This window comes from Pyxidicoccus sp. M6 (assembly GCF_055568925.1).
Genome location: NZ_CM145714.1, coordinates 4203011 through 4221996 on the forward strand (window position 1 = coordinate 4203011; position 18986 = coordinate 4221996).

Below are 18986 nucleotides of genomic sequence, written 5' to 3' on the forward strand. Positions count from 1 at the left end.
GCCCGGGCGCGTGGGTTCCTAGAACAGAGGGGCGGTTGCCCATTCTGCGGAGGAGCCCATGGCTGAAACGCAGCACGAAATCCAGTCGGTCCTGACGGAGACGCGTGTCTTCCCGCCGCCGGAGGCCTTCTCGAAACAGGCCCATATCCGGAGCATGGAGGACTATCGGCGGCTCTGGGACGAGGCCGCGAAGGACCCGGAGAAGTACTGGGGCGACAGGGCCCGCGAGGAGCTGTACTGGAAGGAGCCCTTCCGCACGGTCCTGGACTGGAAGCCGCCGCACGCGCGCTGGTTCGTCGAGGGCCGCACCAACCTGGCCTACAACTGTCTGGACCGGCACCTCGACAAGCGCCGCGACAAGCCCGCCATCCTCTTCGAGGGGGAGCCCGGTGACAGGCGGAAGCTGACGTACGGAGAGCTGGCGGCCGAGGTGAATCGGCTCGCCAACGGGCTCAAGTCGCTGGGCATCCGCAAGGGTGACCGCGTGGGCATCTACCTGCCCATGATTCCCGAGGCCGCGGTGGCCATGCTGGCGTGCGCGCGCATCGGCGCGGTGCACTCGGTGGTGTTCGGCGGCTTCTCCGCCGAGGCGCTCCAGGAGCGCATGAGCGACATGGGCGCGCGGCTCCTGCTCACCTCGGACGGCGGCTGGCGCAAGGGCGCGGTGGTGCCGCTGTTGAAGAACGTGGAGGCCGCGCTCCCGAACATGCCCACCGTGGAGAAGGTGGTGGTGCTGCGGCGCACGGGAGACTCGCTGCCCCTGTCCGGCCCGAAGCTGCTGGCGTGGGACGCGCTGGTGAAGTCGCAGTCCGACGTCTGCGAGCCCGAGTGGGTGGAGAGCGAGCACCCGCTGTTCATCCTCTACACCTCCGGCTCCACCGGGAAGCCCAAGGGCGTGCTGCACACCACCGGCGGCTACGCGGTGAATACGTCGCTCACCACGCGCTGGGTGTTCGATTTGAGGGAGGACGACGTCTACTGGTGCACCGCGGACGTGGGCTGGGTGACGGGGCACAGCTACGTCGTCTACGGCCCGCTGATGAACGGCGTCACCACCGTGCTCTACGAGGGCGCGCCCACGCACCCGGGCCCGGACCGCTTCTGGGAAATCATCGCGCGCTACAAGGCCACCATCCTCTACACCGCGCCCACCGCCATCCGCGCCTTCATGCGCCTGGGCGAGGAGCACCCGCGCAAGCATGACCTCTCCTCGCTGCGCCTGCTGGGCAGCGTGGGCGAGCCCATCAACCCCGAGGCGTGGATGTGGTACCGCGACGTCATCGGCGGCGGCCGTTGCCCCGTGGTGGACACGTGGTGGCAGACGGAGACGGGCGCCATCATGGTTTCGCCGCTGCCGGGCGCGACGCCGACGAAGCCCGGCTCGGCCACGTTCCCGCTGCCCGGCATCCACGCGGAGATTCTGGACCGGCAGGGCAACCCGGTGCCGCGAGGGCAGGGCGGGCTCCTCTTCATCACCAAGCCGTGGCCCTCCATGCTGCGCACCGTGTACGGCGACCCGGACCGCTACGTGCGCACGTACTTCAGCGAGCTGCCCGGCAAGTACTTCACCGGCGACGGCGCGCGCACCGACGCGGACGGCTACTTCTGGCTGATGGGCCGCGTGGACGACGTGGTGAATGTCGCCGGCCACCGCCTGGGCACCGCGGAGGTGGAGAGCGCGCTGGTGGCGCACCCGCGCATCGCCGAGGCCGCCGTGGTGGGCCGGCCCGACGACTTGAAGGGCACGGCGCTGGTGGCCTTCGTCACGCTGAAGCAGGGCAACGCGCCCTCGCCCGAGCTGAAGAAGGAACTGGCCGCGCACGTGGGCAAGGAGATTGGCGCCATCGCCCGGCCGGATGAAATCCGCTTCGCCGAGGCGCTGCCGAAGACGCGCTCCGGCAAAATCATGCGCCGCCTGCTGCGCGACGTGGCCGCGGGCAAGCAGTCCTCCCAGGACACCACCACGCTGGAGGACCTCAACGTCCTCGCCGCGCTGCGGCAGAGCGACGAGTAGCGCACTGCGGCTCGCACCGCGGTGCAGGTAGACCCGCGCCACGTACGGGTTTCCACGGGCCCCGGCCGTCACCCCAAGCGGGTGGCGCCGGGGCCCTCGCATTCCTGGAGGCCGACGGCTTCCTACCTCTCAGGAAGCACCGAAAAGGCCACCCCTTCCTACCTCTTCTCCTGCTTCCAGCACCCATGACGCGAGCAGCCGCCGACCAGGCAAAGCAAGCGCTTGCTGGGCTTGCCCGAGTCGCCTGCAAGGGCAGTCTTTCGCTCTGTGCTGAACATCCCTTTGAGTCGGAACAAACGAATACAGCCCGGTCATCGGAGTAGCCCGGTTGACACTGGAAAGATGCAAAGGCATTAAATGGAGCCAGGCTCGCCCCCCAAGTGCCTTGCCTCTCGACCCAGCGACGCCCCCCTCCTCCCCCGGAAGTGCTTCATGGATCTCCGTGATCAGCTCGAGTCGCCCCTCTTCACCCACTTCATCTCCAACTACTCCCAGCCGACGGGGCCGGACCTGCTGGGGCGGACGGAGGAGTTCTTCCAGTGGCAGGAGGCGCGGCGTCAGACGGGGCTGTGGCCGTACTCGCGGAGCCTGGAGTCCGCTCCCACTCCGGAGGGTGGTGTGCGCAGCGAGACGGGCACCTCGCGGCAGGGCCTGAATTTCGGCTCACAGGACTACCTGGGGCTTTCCACGCATCCGGAAGTCGTGGCCACGGCGCACCGGGCCATCGAGCAGTACGGGCTGCACAGCGCGGGTTCCGCGATGCTGGGGGGCAACACGGCACCGTCGCTGATGCTGGAGAAGGCGCTCGCCGAGCACCTGCAGATGCCGCACGTGGCGCTGTTCTCCACGGGGTGGGGCGCGGGCTTCGGGACGATTGTGGGGCTCGTCCGGCCGGATGACCACGTGGTGCTGGACGCGCTGTCGCACCAGTGCCTGCAGCAGGGCGCCGCCGCCGCCACGCAGAACGTGAGCCGCGTGCCGCACCTGAGCAACCGCGCCATGCGCCGCAAGCTGCAGGAGATTCGCGCGAAGGACGCGCGCAACGGCGTGCTCGTCGTCACCGAGGGCCTGTTCTCCATGGACTCGGACGTTCCTCGCATCGAGGAGCTCCAGGCCATCTGCCGCGAGTACAGCGCCACGCTGCTGGTGGACGTGGCCCATGACCTCGGCGCGCTGGGGCCTCGCGGCACGGGCAGCCTGGGCGCGCAGGGGCTGCTCGGGAAGGTGGACCTGGTGGTGGGGGCCTTCTCGAAGACGTTCGCGTCCAACGGTGGCTTCATGGCCACGCGCTCGCCGGCGGTGCGCCAGTTCGTGCGCGTCATGGGCGGGCCGCACATCTTCTCCAACGCGCTCTTGCCCATCCAGGCGGCGGTGGTGCTGGAGGCGCTGCGCATCGTCCGCTCCGAGGAGGGCGAGGCGCTGCGCAACAAGGCGCGGGAGAACAGCATGGCGCTGCGCACCGCGTTCTCCGAGCGCGGCATCGAGTGCCTCGGCGAGCCGTCCAACGTGGTGCCGGTGCCGGTGGGGGACCCGAAGGTGGCCCGCCTGGCCGCCAAGCTCGTCTTCGAGCGCGGCATCTTCTCCAACCTCGTGGAGTACCCCGCGGTGCGCCTGCGCGAGACGCGCTTCCGCATGCAGGTCATGGCGACGCACACCCCGGAGCAGGCGCGCCACGCCGCCGACGTGGTGTCCGGCGCGATTGAGGAGGCCCGCCGGCTGGTGAAGTCCCTGTCCCGCGCCTCCCGCGTCGTCTCGCCTCTCCTCGACGAGCGCCTCCAGGCCGAGCTGTAGTCCACGGCCCCGGCGTCCCGCCCACGTGTCGGAGCGGGGCGCCGCTCAGGTGTTGTCGTCGCGGCTGGCGGCCTGCAGGTGGGTGACGTCGCCCCACGTCACGAGGCGCAGCCTGCCGTCGTGGAAGTCGAACTGGTTCCACCCCGCGTTGAGCACGGAGAATGCGCGGGGCGTGCCAATCGGAATCCCCAGGCTGTGGCGGAACAGCAGGCTCAGCACGCCGCCGTGGGTCACCGCCACCACGCGCTCACCCCGGTGCCGCGTGCCCAGCTCCTCCAGGCACGCCACCGCGTGCGCCAGCCGCTGCGCGGTGCTCTCGCCCTCGGGGACGACGTAGTCCGGCCCCTCGTTCGTGTAGCACGCGTACACCTCCGGGTGGCGCTGATGGGCCTCTTCGCGCGTCAGCCCCTCCAGGATGCCCAGGCCCCGCTCGCGCAGGCGCGTGTCCGCAACCACCGCGTGCCCCGTGCGCGCGGCGATGCGGCGGGCCGTCTCCAGCGCGCGGCCGAGGTCACTGCTGTAGAGCGCGTGGAAGCGCACCGACGCGAGCCGCGCGGCCAGCAAGTCCGCCTGCCGCAGCCCCTCGCGGCTCAGCGCGCTGTCCTTGTGCCCCTGCAGCCGGTTCTGTGAGTTCCACTCCGTCTCGCCGTGGCGGATGAGGATGAGCTCGGTCTTCAACGTGCCCGCTCCAGATGGGTCATCGCCTCTTCCAGCAGGGCGGCCACGCCCCGGCGGACCACGTGCACGACTTTATGGCTGTAGGCCGGGCCCCCGTGCGTGTAGTGCCCGCTCACCTTGTGGTGCAGCTCCGTGGCGCCCCACACCAGCACCAGGTCCGCCCAGTCCAAATCACTCCGCGCCCGGTCCGACGTGCGCCGCTCGGTGCCGTCCACCATGCGCAAATCAATCTGGTGCCCGAGCTTCTGCTCCAGCTCCTCGCGCACCGCGGGCGAGCCGCCGACAATCACCACCTTGCGCACGCCGTGGCGCTTGCAGCTCTCCACGAAGGCCACCTCCGCGCGCCGGTTGGCCGAGCCGCCACACCGCGCGCAGTGGCTCCGCGGCTCCACGCGCAGCGGCTCCCTGCCGCTCGCCTGGGCCACCTTGAGACACGCCCCGTCCGCGCACACGGAGAAGAAGCGGGAGTCCAGCAGCTCCGCGGCCTTGAGCAGCTTCGGCTCGCTCATGCGCTGCTTGCCCTGCCGGGTGAGGCCCGCCTCCTCCAGCACCTCACGCGCGCGGGCCTTGGCGTCGGGCAGGGTGATGCCCCGCGCCGCCATCCACAGGTCGATGTCCTGGTCAGAGCTCACGTGTCGTTCGTCGTCGTCGCGGAAGGGATAGCGGGGAAGAGCTCCGTCTGCACCGCGGAGGGCGTGGAGCCGGGCCCCAGTCCGAGCGCCTCGCGCACCGGCCCGAAGCTCCGGCGATGGATGGGCAGCACGCCCTTCTCCTTGAGCGCCTGCACATGCTGCGGCGTGGGGTAGCCCTTGTGCGCGGCCAGCCCGTAGCCCGGGTACTGCGCGTCCAGCTCCGTCATCAGCCTGTCGCGCGTCGTCTTCGCGAGGATGGACGCCGCGGCGATGCTCATGGAGAGCGAGTCACCCTTGATGATGCCGCGCTGGGGCGCGGGACACTCCGGAATCTTCCGCGCGTCCACCAGCACGAAGTCCGGCTTCAGCCCCAGCCCCTCCACCGCGCGGCGCATGGCCAGCAGGCCCGCGTGGTAGATGTTGATGCGGTCGATCTCCTCCACCTCCGCCCGTCCCACCGCCCACGCCACCGCGTCGCGCTTGATGGCCACGGCCAGCTCCTCGCGCTTCTCCGCGTCGAGAACCTTCTTCGAGTCGTCCAGGCCCTTGAGCCGGTAGCCCTTCGGCAGCACCGCTGCGGCGGCCACCACCGGGCCGGCCAGCGGAGCCATGCCCGCCTCGTCCACACCGGCCACGTGCGTCAGGCCCTGCTCCCACAGCTCCACCTCGAACTTCAGCAGGTGGCGCAGGCGCTGGCCCTCGGCGCGGTTGCGCTCCTGCCGCGCCCGGATGCGGCGGGCGAGCTCCCGCGCGCCGCGCCGCGAGTCACCCTCCAACGCCTCCAGCAGCCCGGAGGGCACGGGGTGGGAGTGGGTGACGAAGCGCTCCGTCAGCTCGGAGAGCGCGCACTGGAGAAGCTGTTCCACGCTGTCTGCGGACATGTCGATTGAACGCTACCCGAGAGGTAGCGCCCGGGCATGACCTCGTGGAGGGGCAACCCGCTGGCCGCCGCGACACGTCCCCCCCTCCGCGCACATGTCGGCGCCCGGCTGGCGGGTCGCCCTGGGGGCGGGGAGGGTGGGACGCAGGGAGGGCAGGCGGGCGTCTCGCATGGCACTAGCCGTACCCCAGGCGCAGGGGACAACACAACCTCCCTGGTGGAAGTCCGGAAGTCCCGGGAGCGGAGGGGACCGGGGCCAGCGGCCTACGGCGTCAGCTCGAGCCGCAGCGTCTGGGGTTCCGGAACGCAGTTGCAGCTGTCACACACCCACTCGACGCGGACGGAGGGCGACACCTTGGAGCCCGCGTTGGCCACCACGCGCACCGGGCTGGGCGCGAGCGACTCGTTGACGGCGGTGGTGACGCCGTTCTCGTCGGTGATGCCGGTGATGCTCACGTCCGACGCCAGGTTGGTGGCCGTGACGGTGGCGCCACGCACGCGGGCTCCATCCGCCGCCACCACCTCCACCCGAAGCGCCACCAGCTCCTCCTGGCAGTCGTCGTCCGCGCGCTCCACGCGCGGCGCCTCGTCACACCCGGTGAGAAGAGAGAACCCGATGAGCCACCACCACCCACGCACCCGAACCATGATGCGCTTGAAGGTGGTGCCGCACGGGGCGCGCGGCAACGCGGGTGTCAGTCGGATGACGGAGACACGCGCTCGCGCGCGAAGCGCGCCGCGCTCGAGTCCGGATAGCGGTGCAGCACGTAGCGGTACACCTCTTCCGCGCGCGCCGTGTCGGCCATCCGCTCGCCCAGGACACGCGCCAGAAGTACCAACGCACGGGGCGCGGTGGGGGCATCTGGCGCCGTGTCTGCCGCGGATTCCAACGCCGCTACCGCCAGTGGGAAGTTTCCTTCCACCGCCGCGGCCTGTCCGACGAACAGGTGGTGCGCCGGAGGGACACGCACCTCCGGCTGCGCCCGCAGTGTCGTGTACAACGCCATCGCCTGCGGCACGTCGCGCGCCTCCACCGCCGACGCCAGCGCGGAGAGGCCGTCGCTGGCGGCCTGCCGCGATGCATCCTTCACCTCGGTGAACGGCTGCCCGCCTTCGAGGGCCGCCAGCGGCGCGTCGTCACGCAGGGGCGCGGCCGTGAGGCGCGGGCGCGTGTCTCCGAGGATGGGCACCCAGTAGTCCCTCGCCACGCCATACCCGAGCGCATCCCCGCGCACGTACAGCAACAGCCCCAGCACGTGCGCGGCGGTGAACGGGGCGACCAGGGTGACGGCCTCCGCCAGGATGCGCGAGATGAAGACCCAGTCGTGCCACCGCAGCCACAGTGCGATGCCTTTCGCTCCCAGGTGGACGAGGCCCAGCAGCACGAGCGCGCCCACGGTGAGCAGGTAGTCGCGTCCCAGGCTGCGCATCATCCGCACCACCGACGGCACCTTGAAGATGGCCGAGGGCGGCATGCCCGCCGACGTGACGATGAGCGCCTGGGGCAGCCACACCACGCCCACGAGCAGGAGCACCCAGAGCACCGGGTCCTCCAGCGGAGGCCGCTGGTCCCCGCTCAGGATGAAGCCGAACCCGACCCAGCCGGTGTGCCCCGGCCGCAGGAAGGCCGTCCAGATGATGGCCGGCATCCACACCGCGGTGAAGGCCGTGAGCCCCCTGATGCCGGGGATGATGGCGTCGTTGAAGAAGTCGGTGAACTCCGGCGTCTCCAGCTCCGTGACGCCCCGGGAGGAGTCGCGCACCAGGGTGAAGAAGGTGGCCCAGAACATGCTGCCGTACAGCGCCAGGGGCAGCGGCTTCAGGAAGGGGGCCGTGAACTCCACCAGGAACCCGAGGGCGGAGAGCACGAGGCTCACCGCCGTCAGCACCTGCGCGCCGGACGCGGTGAAGACGTAGCGCCACGCATTCTTCAGGCGCCGGGCCAGCGGCTCGCGGCTCCGGTGGGTGAGGATGGGCGAGGCCCCGCCTCCGCAGAGGCTGCACGCCACGAGCTCCACCGTCTGCGCGCGGCGTCCCACCGCGCAGTCGGGGCACAGCGCCGATTCGCACGACTGGCAGCGCCAGCCGGCGGGCGCGCGAGGGTGTTGTTTGCAGAAGGGCGCGGGCGCGTCCGCGTCCACGGCGTCCGGCGGGGGCAACAGGGCGGTCATCGCCCTCCAGCCTACGTCGGGCCAGGGGCCTCGTCCCAGGGGGCACCGAGCCACGCCTGGAATGCGGCTTTCTGCGCGTCGGTGGGGCGCTCCACCCGCGCCAGCCACACGGCCTCGGCGGGCTTCTGGCCCAGCACCACCGGTACCTCCAGCAGCCTGTCCCGGCGGAACACCGTCACCCGCACCGTCTCGCCGGGCCGCTTGTCCTCACAGCGGCTCAGGAGGCCCGCGCCGTCCACCTTCCACCCGTCCAGCGCCACCACGTCGTCCTCCACGTAGAGGCCGGCCTCCTGCGCGGGCGAGCCCTCCAGCACCGTGGCCACCGTGGTGCTGCTCCCCTTGGTGGTGAGGCCCAGCCAGCCCTTGGGACGGCCCTCGCCGGCCTTGCCCTTGGGCGGCGGCGTGCCGCCCTTGTCGTTGGCGGACTCGCGCGGGCGGAAGCACGGCTCCAGTCCCACGTGCGAGAAGACGCCGTAGTCCAGCTCATCGGTGGTGCGCAGCGCGCGGTCGAAGAAGGCCGTGAGGTCCGTGCCCGCCACCTCGCTCGCCGTCTTCTCCACGCCGTCCTCGGGCACGCCGGAGCCGTCGCCATGGCGCAGCCACAAGAGGCGCAGCACGTCGTCCAGGCACTTCACGTCATGGGTGGCGCGGCGGATTTCGAGGTCCAGCAGCGCCGACACCACCTCGCCCTTCAGGTAGTAGGAGATGGCGCTGTTGGGCGAGTGCTCGTCGGGGCGGTAGTGCTTCACCCACGCCACCAGCGACGCCTCCTCCAGTGTCTGCACGCGGCGGCCCGGCGTGGAGTGGAGCGCGGTGAGCGTCTCGCCCAGGCGGGTGACGTAGCGCTGCGCGGACATCAGCCCGGCGCGGCGCACGAAGAGGTTGTCGTAGTACGCGGTGGAGCCCTCGAAGGCCCACAGGAGCGAGGTGTAGTTCTCCTGCGTGTAGTCGAAGGGCACCAGCGCCCGGGGCTTCACCCGCTTGATGTTCCACAGGTGGAAGTACTCGTGCGCGGCCAGCGTGAGGAGGTCCTCCCAGCCGCGCGAGCTGGACAGCCCCGCGCGTGGGAAGAGCAGGGCGGTGCTGGCCTGGTGCTCCAGCCCTCCGCGCCCCTTGTCCGTCAGGTAGATGAGGAAGAGGTAGCGGGAGACGGGCAGCCCGCCGTACATGCGCGCCTGCGTCTCGCAGATGCGCTGCAGGTCCGCGCACAGCCGCTCCGGGTCCGCGACGGTGTCGCCCCACACGACGACTTCATGGGGCACGCCCGCGGCCATGAAGCTGAGCGGCGTGTGCGGCCCCACCTCGAAGGGGCTGTCCACCAGCGTGTCGTAGTCCGGCGCGACGAAGGCGCCCTCGCGCTGCTCCAGCGCGCAGAACGCCCGCCAGCCCCGCGGCGCGTCCACGGTGACGTGGTGCCGCAGGCCGCGCGTGGCCTCCGTGTAGAGGAAGACACAGGCGCCGTTGAAGAAGGCGTGGGTGCCGTCCAGGTGGCTGGTGCGCACCGTGAGCTCGTTGGCGTAGACGCGGTAGCGCAGCGTGACGGCGCGGCCGCCCGCCTGCACGCGCCAGGTGCGCTTGTCCACGCGGCGCACCGGCAGCGGCGTGCCCTCCGGGGAGACGGCGGACAATTCCTGCACGTGCCGGGCGAACTCTCGCACCAGGTAGCTGCCAGGCGTCCATACCGGCAGCACCGCGTCGAGCACGTCGGCGCCTTCCGGAAAGGTGACCTCCACCTCCAGCAGGTGCGAGTGCGGCCGGGGCATGGAAACGCGGTAGCGGACGGCGTGGGGCATGGCCGGTGTCTCTCTCCCTGGTGCGAGGCGAGGTGAAGGCTACTTCGCGCGGACGAGCACGGCGCCGAAGAAGCCGTCGGTGCCGTGCGTGTGCGGCGCCAGCCGCAGGTACGGGCCGGGGCCCAGCTTCGGCCCCAGCTCCGGGCCCAGCAGCTCCGCCACCGGGCGCACCGTGAAGTCGGGGTGCTTGGAGAGGAAGTCCTCGATGACGCCCTCGTTCTCCGCGTGGAGCACGCTGCACGTGCCGTAGATGAGGCGGCCGCCCGGCTTCACCAGCATGGCGAAGCGCGCGAGCAGCGCCTTCTGCCGGCCCACGTGCATCTCCAAATCCTCGGGCGTGAGGCGGTAGCGCGCGTCCGGCTTGCGCCTGAACGTCCCGGTGCCGCTGCACGGCGCGTCCACCAGCACGCGGTCCGCCTTGCCCTTGAGGGGCTCCAGCGCGGCGTCCGCATCAGGGCCCTCGTGGGGGATGAGCTGGGCGCGCACGTTGTGCACCCCGGCGCGGCGCGCGCGCTTCTTGAGGTCCTCCATGCGGCGCTCGTCCACGTCCAGCGCGTGCAAGTCACCCCGGTTCTTCATCTGCGCGGCCAGCTGCAGCGTCTTGCCGCCGGCGCCCGCGCACGCGTCCACCACGCGCGTGGGCGGCGCGTCCACCAGCATGCCGAGGAGCTGGCTGCCCTCGTCCTGCAGCTCCAGGAAGCCCTCGCGGAAGCTCTCCAGCGAGAACACGTTGAGGCGCGACTCGAGGTGCAGGCCCATGGGCGACAGCGGGGTGGGGGTGGTGTCCACGCCCTCGGCCTTGAGGCGCTTCGCCAGGGTGTCGCGGTCCGTCTTGAGGAGGTTGGCGCGGCCGGTGAGGGGGGCGCGCTCGTTCATCGCCTCGGCGGCGCGGGCGGCGTCGGGGCCGAACTGCTTCAGGAAGAGCTCCGCGAGGAAGTCCGGCAGCGAGGAGGCGATGGGGAAGCGCTCCTTGCGCGGCAGCGCCTCCAGCGCGGCGGCGGCTTCCGGCAGCGCGCCGAGGGCCGCGGCATCCGCGGGGGCCAGCGCGCTGGTGCGGGCCACGACGTCGAGCGGCTCACCGTAGAGGACGCGCGAGGTGGCCAGGCGCAGCACGTCCTGGCGCGTCTTGTCGAGCGAGTCGAAGCGCGAGTGGGCGCGCGAGAGGAGGAAGTCGACGGTGCGCTGGCGGCGGAGCAGGCCGTAGACGCGCTCGGCCACGGCGCGGCGCTCGTTGGAGTAGAGGTTCTTCTTGTGGCGCAGGACGAAGTCGAGGGCGCGGTCCGACAGGCGGCCCTCGTGGCGGACGGAGCCGTAGGCCTCGAGGCACGCCTGGAGGACGAGGTCCTCGCGCAGGGGCCGCTCATAGCGCTCCGGGTTCCTCGCGCGCTCGGCGGGGGAGACGCGCTCGCGCGCCTCGCGCTGGGAGCCGCCCGGACGACGCTCGGCGCGGCCACCTCGCTTGGAGTGGCCGAAGCGGCGGGCACCCTCGTCACGGCCCATGCCGCCTCGGCGCTCGGACCCCTCCCGAGACTCAGTGCCACGGGGCTGCTCGCCGCGGCGCGGACGCTCGGAACGGCCGGTGCGCTCGGGACGCTCAGCGGGCCCGGTGTCGCGAGGGGACTCGGAGCGGCGCGGACGCTCGGAACGCTCCGGGCGCTCGGCGTGGCGCGCGTCTTCGGCGCGCCGGGGGCGCTCGGTGGACGCGGGCTTCTTCCCGGCCCCTTCGGTGGCGAACTTCTTCGGGGCAGGGCGGGAGACCGGTCGGGACTTGTGTTTCATGGCCATGGCGGAATGGGCCTTTGCATTCCCCGGGCCGGGTTGACAAGCCCGGAAAGCAAACCCGGGTGTCCGATGGACGCGAGCCCACCGGTCCACCCGGGCCGAACCGCGCCTCCCGACAGGGGCGCGGAGGCCCCACCCGCTGCCTCGGGGTGGGGCCGGGGTTCACCTTCCTACTTGCGGCGGCGCCGGCGGAGCATGCCCGCCACCAGCAGGGCGACACCCGGGAGGACGGCGGCCGCGGGGCTCGCGGCGCATCCGCCACCCCCGGAGCCCGAGCCGTCGCCCGTCTCATCCGAAGGGCTCGTCGGGGGGGTGGGCAGCGTCGGCCGCGACTCGTCCGGCGTGTCCGTGCCGCCGTCGCCGTCCGACGGCTGCGGCTGCGTGGGCGTCTCGCCCGGCGTCGCCGCGCCCGTCACCTGCACCACCGAGGTGGCCGTCAGCGTCTGCGTGCCCGCGGTGGCCGTGGCCGTCACCGTGTACTGGCCGGCCTTCGCGTAGGTGTGCGTCACCGACTCGCCCTCGGCCGAGCCGCCATCGCCGAAGTCCCACGTCACCTTCGCGCCGGAGGCTGTCGTCGTCGCGCGGAAGAGCGCCTGGTGCGGGGCCACGCCGCGCTCGCCCTCGACGGTGACGGTGAGCGTGCCCGCGGGCTGCTCCAGCGGGGGCAGGTCCTTCCTCAGCGTGAAGCTGTCCAGCACCTTGCCGTTCGTCTCGATGAGGTTCGCGGTGAGGGTGCCTTCCTCGACCTTCACGTCCAGGAAGCCGTGGGCCTGGTCGTCACGGATGACGCTCCAGTCCGGCTTCGACGTGGCGAAGGCGCGCAGCGACGCGCCGCCTCCGCCCACCACGAGGTAGGGGATGCCCCGGCCCGCGGCGGCGATGGCATCACCCTCCATGGGCTTGCTGCGCTCGTAGTTGTGGTCATGCCCGGTGAGCACGAGGTCCACGCCGTACTTCTCGAAGATGGGCGCGAAGTTGCGGCGCATGGCGAGCTGCGAGCCGTGCTCGCCGCTGGACCAGGGCGGGTGGTGGAAGAAGACAATCTTCCAGGGCTGCTTCGTCGCGGCCAGGTCCTTCTCCAGCCACGTCTTCTGCGCGGCCAGCGCGCAGCGGTCCGCCGACGACAGGCCGATGGCGCAGTTGGAGTCCAGCGCCACGAAGTGCACGTGGCCCCAGTCGAACGAGTAGTACCGCTCGCTGTTCGCCGGGTTGTTGGACGGCAGGTAGAGGTTGTCCAGGTACGGCTGCCCCTGGTTCGTCACGTACTCGTGGTTGCCCAGCGACGCGAAGAGGGGCACCTCGGCGAGCAGGTCCGCCATGGGGGCGAAGAGGTTGTTCTGAATCTCGGACTCGGTGCCGGACGAGTAGGCGTTGTCGCCCAGCGCCACGAACAGCTCCGGCTCCGCCTTGAGCATGGCGGTGGACACCTGCTTCTGGTCCGTGCCGCCGGTGCCGAAGTCACCCACCGCGGCGAAGTGCACGCTGCGCGTGCCGGGCACGGGCGCGGTGCGGAAGTGCTTCGCGGGCGTCACCTTGCCGCACGCGTCCACCACGTAGGTGTACTCGGTGGCGGGCTTCAGCCCCGTCAGCACCACCGCGTGGATTTTGCCGCTGTCCGGGGATGCCTTCGTCTGGTCGGTCGCTCCCTCGCCGAACCGGACGGTGGGCGTGCAGTTGGCCGCCAGGCGGAACGCCACCGTGGCGGTATCCGGCCCGACCTTCTGCAGGAACGGGTCCCTGGGCAGCACGCCCGCGCAGGCAACACCCGTCGCCAGCGTCAGCGCCGCCAGCAGCGGCGCGAGGATGAAGGTGGAAGTGCGGTGCATGAAACCTCCTCCCGAAGCAACTCGGGGTGGAGGCGCAACCGTTCATTCTCCAACCTTCATCCAGCCTTCTTCAGTGACGAGCAGGCGGCGGGGCGGGCCTTCCGGCGGACGCCGCCTCCTCGGGCGGGCGCTACTTCTTCACGTCGTAGGACACGAGCTCCTCGGTGCGCTCGCCCTCCTCGCGAATCTTCCCCACGCCGGGCGCGAGCCAGTAGGTGCGCTCCTTGCCCTCCTTCACCTCGCCCGCGTCGTTGAGCTTGTCGCGCTGAACCTTCACGACGTCGGTGAAGGTGCCCGCCTTCGTCGTCACTGTCAGGCCCGTTTCCAACACGCGCCACGTGTACGTCGGGTCGCTGTCCTCCTTCGTCCCGTCGCCCAGCACCGTCTGCTCCTGCACCGCGCTCTGGTAGGACCAGGGCATGGACTCCGGCGCGCGCGCCAGGGACTTCACCGTGGCCGGAGCCCAGACGGTGCTGCGCACCTGCGCGCCGTCCCGGTGGTCCTCCTCGCGCAGGCGCACCACGAGGCCGTTGGTCAGCTCGAGCTGGTACGAGTACTCCTCGTACACCGTGCCGCTCCGCGTGCGGTCCTGCCGGCTGTGCACGAGCACCGCCTTCTTGCCCTGCATGTCCGGCACCTCGCGCGGGCCGAGCACCGTCACCGTCTTCTTGAACCGGCCCAGCATGGGGTCGGGGTCATCGATGTCGTAGACCCACGTGGAGCCCGTCGTCAGCGGCCACAGCGAGGTCGACACCTCGGGCGTGTTCTCGTCCGGATTCACCGAGTCGCCGGGCAGCTCGCCGGGCGGCGTCCGCGAGTCATCCCCTGGCCCTGGAGGCAGGCTGTTCCCGCCACCACACGCCACCAGCACCCAGCCCGCCGCGAGCGCGGCCATCCATCTGCGGCTCATACCATGTCCTCCCGTGCCCCCTTCGGGCTCACCGCCGTCCACCGCAGCCCCCTCAACGGCGTCCCCTCGGTGCGGCCCAGCGCCGCCGCGAGGGAGCCCGGCTCCGGCTCCTCCACTTCCAGCTCCACGCGCCGCCCGTCGAAGTCGAGCGCGCAGCTCTTGACCATGACGTTCCGCTCGCGCAGCGCCCGCCGCAGCGTGGCCTCCGCGCCCACCAGGTCATCCGCCTGCGCGGACACCAGCAGCCGCTGCTTCGGCGCGCTCTTCTCCTCGCGGCTGAAGATGTCGAGCACCCACAGGAGCCCGGCGACGAAGAGCGTGCCCATGCCGGCCAACCCCAGGCTGCCGTGGCCGCACGCCATGCCCAGGCCAATCATCAGGAAGAGGATGGCCGCGTCACGCGGGTCCTTCAGTCCCGAGCGGAAGCGCACGAAGCCGCCCAGGCCCACGAGGCCGAAGGCCTTGGCCACGCTGTCGCCGATGACGGCGGTAATCACCGCCGCCGCGGCGCACAGCAGCACCTGCGCCTGAATCATCTCCGACCGGGGCAGCGCGCGCTTCATCAGGAGCCGCCACGGCCGCAGCGACAGCACCGCGCCGATGAGCGTGGCCGCCAGCATGCGGGGGAACATGGCCCCCGCTTGCAGCGAGCCCAGCTCCGACTTCGCGCCCTCGAAGAACGCAGAGAGGGGTTCCATGGGCCGCTATCCCTGGACTTCCACGCGCGCCGTGACGTCCGTCTCGGAGCGGGCCGCGCGTGCGGGCATCGTCGAGAGGTGGCGCGCGGTGGCGACGACGGCGTACGCATTGCGCAGCACCGGCAGCCGGCCCGGGTTCGCCTCCAGCACGCGGTCGATGAGCGCACGCGAGTACGGCCCCAGCGGCAGGCCCTTCAGCGACGACACCACCGTGGTCGGCCACCGGTTCGCATGCGTCACGCGGAGCTGCCACGCGCGCGGGTCATCCAGCCCGTCCACCGAGTCCAGCGCCTCCTTCGTCAGCGGCGCGCCCTTCTCGCGCAAGCTCCAGGCCCCCTCCGTGGTGAGGCCGGTGAGCGAGCGCAGCACCAGCTTCATCGCCTTGTCCGCCAGGGCCTCGCGCAGGCCGCGCGCCAGCGCCGTGTCGAGGCCGGTGGTGCTGCGCAGCACCGCGAGCCTGTCGTGCGCCAGCAGCACCTCGCGCAGCGCGTCCGCGCGAGCGGTGGTGAGGCCACCGAGGCTGCGCGCCACCTCCGCGTACAGCCGGCGCTGCATGCCCGCCTCGCGCACCACCCAGGACTCCTCGCCGTCCACGCCGGCGAGGCCGCAGAGCACCTCCGCCAGCCGGCCGTCCTTCATGCCGCGCTCGCGCAGCGCCCACGCCTGGGGCGAGCCGTCCCGCTTGAGGCCGGTCAGCACCTCCTCCGGGGCCTGCGCGTACAGGCGCTCGCGCAGCATCATCGCGCGCGGGCTGTTGAGCCCGCCCAGGCTGGAGGCCACCTCCGCGGGTGCCACCGGGGCCAGCACCTCGCGCAGCGTCCAGGCCGGCTCGTCGTCCAGGCCACCCAGGCCGCGCGCGGTGAGGGCGGGGAAGCGCTCCGTGTACGCGAGCCGCCGCTGGTGCGCGGCCATCCCGGGCAGGCCTCCCACCATCCACGCCGCGAGCGCCGGCTCGCGCACCTCCACCGCGTCGAGCGCTCGGAAGAAGCGCTCCTCGACGTTCTCCACCGTCGCCGGGTCCGAGGGCAGGGTGGCCGGCGCGGGGACGATGCGCTGCACCGGAATCTCGCGCCCCTCCAGCCGCGCCACCACCGCGTCCACCAGCCGCTGCTCCAGCACGCGCAGCGGCACGTCGTTGTTCTCCAGGATGAGCCAGCGCTGCGGGTCCTTGCGCGCCATCTCCAGGAAGGACTCGCGCACGCGCACCGCGAGGCCCGCGCCGGCCAGCCCCTTGCGGCTGTCGCCGTCCGCCGCGCGGGCGCTCTGCATCTTGCCCAGGCGCTTGCGCCAACGCGCGAGGTCCGGGTCCACGTCCACGAGGATGACCAGGTCCGGCCACAGGCCCTGTGAGGCCAGCTCGCACGCGGGCATCAGCTCCGCCATGGGCAGGCCGCGCCCGCCGCCGCTCAGCGCGAGCTGCGAGTACAGGTAGCGGTCGGTGATGCACACCTCGCCCCGCCGCAGCGCGGGGGCCACCACCTCTTCCAGTTGCTGCGCGTCGCGCGCCAGGTTGAGGAAGAACTCGGTGCGGGGCGACATCTCCAACAGGCGCGCGTCGCGCGTCAGCTCGCGCACGCGCCGCGCGGCGGGTGCCTGCAACTCGCCGCCCTCGCGCGCATGCGCCACCCGGTAGCCCAGCCGCTTGAGCCGCACGGCGAGCAGGTTGGAAAGCGTCGTCTTTCCGCTGCCGTCAATTCCCTCGAAGTCGATGAACACGGTGCCCTATCCCCCTGCGACCCCATCCGTGGCGAAGGCATGCACCCTCGCCATTCCTTCCGCGAACTTGCTGTATGCCGGCGCTCCGCCCGGATTGAGCGACGCCAGCCACTCGGGCAGCTCACACCCGAGGTGCTTCACCTCCACCACCACCCGGCGGTCCACCGAGTGGGGTGCTCCCAGCCGCTCCGCCGTGAGCGACAGCTGCGACAGCGCCAGCTCCGGCGTAATCGTGTGGAAGGTGATGTCCCGGTCCACCGTCACGCGCCACTCCTGCATGGCCTGGTACACGTGGCGCTTGTACGTGACGGCCAGCACCGGCACGAGGCTGCCCCCCGCGATGAGCGGCAGCAGCCCGCCGGCCCCTCCGCGCAGCACGCGGCCCAGGTCGCCGCGCGGCACCCAGACGCGGCGCTTCTGCGTGAGGCCATGGCGCTCGCGCTTCACCTCCAGCACCACGCGCTGTATTCCGCCCGCGCCCAGGTCCGGCGAGTACTCCTTGGTGCGGACCTTGAGGCAGTCCTCCGGAGTACGCAGCGCGCGCTGCGCCAGCGGGCAGCCCGGCCGGTCGAAATAGACCGAGACGATGCGCGTGGGCGCGGGCAGGTGCCCACCCAACCCGCGCGACAGGCGCCCGCACAGCGCCACGGCATCTTCCTCCTCCAGCACGAGCTTGAACTCACGCCGGAGCTTGGTGACTTCTCCCTCGGCGAACGACAACATGGCGTTCTGTCTCCGTGCGCTAGAAACGCGTGGCGAGCTGCACCGTGTATTCGAGCGCGGCGGTCTCATCCCCCGGACGCAGCGCGCGCTCCGCCTGGAACATCGCCTTGAAGCGGTCCCCCAACAGCACATTGAGGCCACCCACCAGCGCGTGGCCCTTGCCCTCCACGTCCCCTCGAAGCTGGAGCGCCTCGAAGCCCGCGACGGGCTGCACGGCCCACTCCTCGCCGCCCACCGGCAGCGTGTAGTGCGCCAGCAGCAACTGCGCGGTGAAGGGGCCCAGCGGCAGCCGGCCGGTGACGGCCTCGCCGCTGAGCATCAGCCCGCCCAGGTGCAATTGCGCGTCGGCGGCCACCGCGTGCTTGCGCACCACGTCCAGGGCCTCCGCCACGTAGGTGCTCACGCCCAGGGTGAGCTTCTTGAACGGGCGCAGGCTCACCCGAGCGGAGAGGTCCTCCTTCATGCGCACGCCCGCCTCGTCCTTGGCGCCCTCGAAGACGCCCGCGGACACCTTGAGGCCCCACGCGTTCTTGAGGCGCATCTCGCCCATGAGGCCCAGCCGGCGCCCGCCGAGCTGGTGCACCTCGGTGAGGTAGTCCTCCACGAGCCCGCGGCGCACCAGGGGCAAATCCCACGACGACTCCAGCGAGCGCTCGAGGAAGGGCGACTTGAACTGGCCGCCGTAGATGCGGAAGCGCTTCGAGTCATCCGCGAGGCGCACGAAGGCGTCCTTCAGCAGCGAATCGTCAGCGAGGTCCGCAGTCACCTCGGCCTCGATGTTGGGCAGCGACGTGCCGACGCCCACGCGCGCGGAGGGGATGCTGAGCGAGCGCTGGTACTTCTGGCGCTCGTCCGCGCTGGCCCTCGCGTACACGCGGCCGAAGACGCGCACGTGCTCCTTGTCCTCCTCGGCCGTGTCGTCCACGACGTCGGGGTTCTCGCCCATCGAGTCGTCCTGCGCCTCGCCGGGCTTCGCCTTCTTCTTCTGCTGCTTCTTCTTGGCCTGCTTCTCCGGCGCGGCGGGGGCTGCCTCGCCCGGCACCGGGCCCACGGGCGACACCTGCTCCTCGGGCTTCCCCTGCGCTGGCATCGACTGCGCCAGTGCCCCCTCCATCACCTCGCCCGAGCCGTCACCCGTGGGCCCCTCCGCGGCCGCATCGGCCGGCGCACTGCTCCCGGTCCCCTCCACGCCATCCACGACTCCGCCCGAGAGCGTGTCCTCTTCAGCCTCCGTGCTGGAGGCCCCTTCCTCCGGAACGGGCATGCCCGCGCTCGCGAGCCCCGGCACGCCCAGGAGGACTGCGGCGAGAAGGCCCCGCCTCGCCCGTTCTTCGAACCTCCACCCCACCATGTCCCTCGCCTCCCCGCCGCA

The 18986-nt window shown here is 71.6% G+C and carries 15 protein-coding genes; 2 read left to right on the plus strand and 13 right to left on the minus strand.

What is annotated here, in order from left to right; translation table 11 throughout:
• Window positions 1–58 precede the first annotated feature (58 nt).
• Window positions 59–2014 carry an acetate--CoA ligase gene (gene acs / locus ACVTJA_RS16730; RefSeq protein WP_465837374.1) on the plus strand — a complete coding sequence of 652 codons (1956 nt, stop codon included), beginning with the start codon at window positions 59–61 and terminating at the stop codon, window positions 2012–2014.
• A 432-nt stretch (window positions 2015–2446) separates the two neighbouring features.
• Window positions 2447–3805: an aminotransferase class I/II-fold pyridoxal phosphate-dependent enzyme gene (locus ACVTJA_RS16735; protein WP_465837375.1), complete on the plus strand. Its 1359-nt coding sequence runs from the start codon at window positions 2447–2449 to the stop codon at window positions 3803–3805.
• Between the two features lie 45 nt (window positions 3806–3850).
• Here ACVTJA_RS16735 and ACVTJA_RS16740 read toward each other — a convergent pair whose 3' ends face one another.
• From ACVTJA_RS16740 to ACVTJA_RS16800, 13 genes are all read right to left on the minus strand, one after another.
• Window positions 3851–4483, minus strand: a complete 633-nt coding sequence (locus ACVTJA_RS16740) for a histidine phosphatase family protein (RefSeq protein WP_465837376.1) — start codon at window positions 4481–4483, stop codon at window positions 3851–3853.
• The gene (locus tag ACVTJA_RS16745) at window positions 4480–5115 is read right to left on the minus strand and encodes a hypothetical protein (RefSeq protein WP_465837377.1); all 636 of its coding nucleotides are present in this window, start codon (window positions 5113–5115) and stop codon (window positions 4480–4482) included. The genes ACVTJA_RS16740 and ACVTJA_RS16745 overlap by 4 nt, the downstream gene beginning before the upstream one ends.
• On the minus strand, window positions 5112–5996 hold the full coding sequence (locus ACVTJA_RS16750) for a ribonuclease HII (RefSeq protein WP_465837378.1): 885 nt from the start codon (window positions 5994–5996) through the stop codon (window positions 5112–5114). Before ACVTJA_RS16750 ends, ACVTJA_RS16745 begins: the two co-directional genes overlap by 4 nt.
• A 263-nt stretch (window positions 5997–6259) precedes the next feature.
• Window positions 6260–6643, minus strand: a complete 384-nt coding sequence (locus tag ACVTJA_RS16755; protein WP_465837379.1) for a carboxypeptidase-like regulatory domain-containing protein — start codon at window positions 6641–6643, stop codon at window positions 6260–6262.
• 47 nt (window positions 6644–6690) lie between these two features.
• A complete protein-coding gene (locus ACVTJA_RS16760) occupies window positions 6691–8166 on the minus strand; it encodes a B-box zinc finger protein (RefSeq protein ID WP_465837380.1) in 1476 nt (491 codons plus the stop codon).
• An 11-nt stretch (window positions 8167–8177) separates the two neighbouring features.
• Window positions 8178–9959 (minus strand): M61 family metallopeptidase, encoded by a 1782-nt coding sequence (locus ACVTJA_RS16765; protein ID WP_465837381.1) that lies wholly within the window; start codon window positions 9957–9959, stop codon window positions 8178–8180.
• A gap of 39 nt (window positions 9960–9998) precedes the next feature.
• On the minus strand, window positions 9999–11459 hold the full coding sequence (locus ACVTJA_RS16770; protein WP_465837382.1) for an RsmB/NOP family class I SAM-dependent RNA methyltransferase: 1461 nt from the start codon (window positions 11457–11459) through the stop codon (window positions 9999–10001).
• A gap of 452 nt (window positions 11460–11911) precedes the next feature.
• Entirely contained in the window at window positions 11912–13567 is a 1656-nt protein-coding gene (locus ACVTJA_RS16775) for a metallophosphoesterase (protein WP_465837383.1), read from the minus strand.
• 130 nt (window positions 13568–13697) lie between these two features.
• Window positions 13698–14477, minus strand: a complete 780-nt coding sequence (locus ACVTJA_RS16780) for a hypothetical protein (RefSeq protein ID WP_465837384.1) — start codon at window positions 14475–14477, stop codon at window positions 13698–13700.
• A complete protein-coding gene (locus ACVTJA_RS16785; protein ID WP_465837385.1) occupies window positions 14474–15175 on the minus strand; it encodes a DUF4956 domain-containing protein in 702 nt (233 codons plus the stop codon). Before ACVTJA_RS16785 ends, ACVTJA_RS16780 begins: the two co-directional genes overlap by 4 nt.
• A 6-nt stretch (window positions 15176–15181) precedes the next feature.
• Window positions 15182–16891 (minus strand): dTMP kinase, encoded by a 1710-nt coding sequence (gene tmk, locus ACVTJA_RS16790; protein WP_465837386.1) that lies wholly within the window; start codon window positions 16889–16891, stop codon window positions 15182–15184.
• Window positions 16892–16897: 6 nt separating this feature from the next.
• Window positions 16898–17614, minus strand: coding sequence for a VTC domain-containing protein (locus tag ACVTJA_RS16795; RefSeq protein ID WP_465837387.1), 717 nt, complete (start codon window positions 17612–17614; stop codon window positions 16898–16900).
• A gap of 19 nt (window positions 17615–17633) precedes the next feature.
• Window positions 17634–18965: a hypothetical protein gene (locus tag ACVTJA_RS16800; RefSeq protein WP_465837388.1), complete on the minus strand. Its 1332-nt coding sequence runs from the start codon at window positions 18963–18965 to the stop codon at window positions 17634–17636.
• Between the last annotated feature and the right edge of the window lie 21 nt (window positions 18966–18986).

Excerpts from the sequence above, each read along its gene's own strand:
- ACVTJA_RS16770 (WP_465837382.1), bottom strand. The coding sequence starts at position 11,459 with ATGGGCCGTGACGAGGGTGCCCGCCGCTTCGGCCACTCCAAGCGAGGT.
- ACVTJA_RS16765 (WP_465837381.1), bottom strand. The coding sequence starts at position 9,959 with ATGCCCCACGCCGTCCGCTACCGCGTTTCCATGCCCCGGCCGCACTCG.
- ACVTJA_RS16800 (WP_465837388.1), bottom strand. The coding sequence starts at position 18,965 with ATGGTGGGGTGGAGGTTCGAAGAACGGGCGAGGCGGGGCCTTCTCGCC.
- ACVTJA_RS16735 (WP_465837375.1), top strand. The coding sequence starts at position 2,447 with ATGGATCTCCGTGATCAGCTCGAGTCGCCCCTCTTCACCCACTTCATC.
- acs (WP_465837374.1), top strand. The coding sequence starts at position 59 with ATGGCTGAAACGCAGCACGAAATCCAGTCGGTCCTGACGGAGACGCGT.
- ACVTJA_RS16775 (WP_465837383.1), bottom strand. The coding sequence starts at position 13,567 with ATGCACCGCACTTCCACCTTCATCCTCGCGCCGCTGCTGGCGGCGCTG.
- ACVTJA_RS16760 (WP_465837380.1), bottom strand. The coding sequence starts at position 8,166 with ATGACCGCCCTGTTGCCCCCGCCGGACGCCGTGGACGCGGACGCGCCC.
- ACVTJA_RS16785 (WP_465837385.1), bottom strand. The coding sequence starts at position 15,175 with ATGGAACCCCTCTCTGCGTTCTTCGAGGGCGCGAAGTCGGAGCTGGGC.
- ACVTJA_RS16750 (WP_465837378.1), bottom strand. The coding sequence starts at position 5,996 with ATGTCCGCAGACAGCGTGGAACAGCTTCTCCAGTGCGCGCTCTCCGAG.
- ACVTJA_RS16780 (WP_465837384.1), bottom strand. The coding sequence starts at position 14,477 with ATGAGCCGCAGATGGATGGCCGCGCTCGCGGCGGGCTGGGTGCTGGTG.
- ACVTJA_RS16795 (WP_465837387.1), bottom strand. The coding sequence starts at position 17,614 with ATGTTGTCGTTCGCCGAGGGAGAAGTCACCAAGCTCCGGCGTGAGTTC.
- ACVTJA_RS16755 (WP_465837379.1), bottom strand. The coding sequence starts at position 6,643 with ATGGTTCGGGTGCGTGGGTGGTGGTGGCTCATCGGGTTCTCTCTTCTC.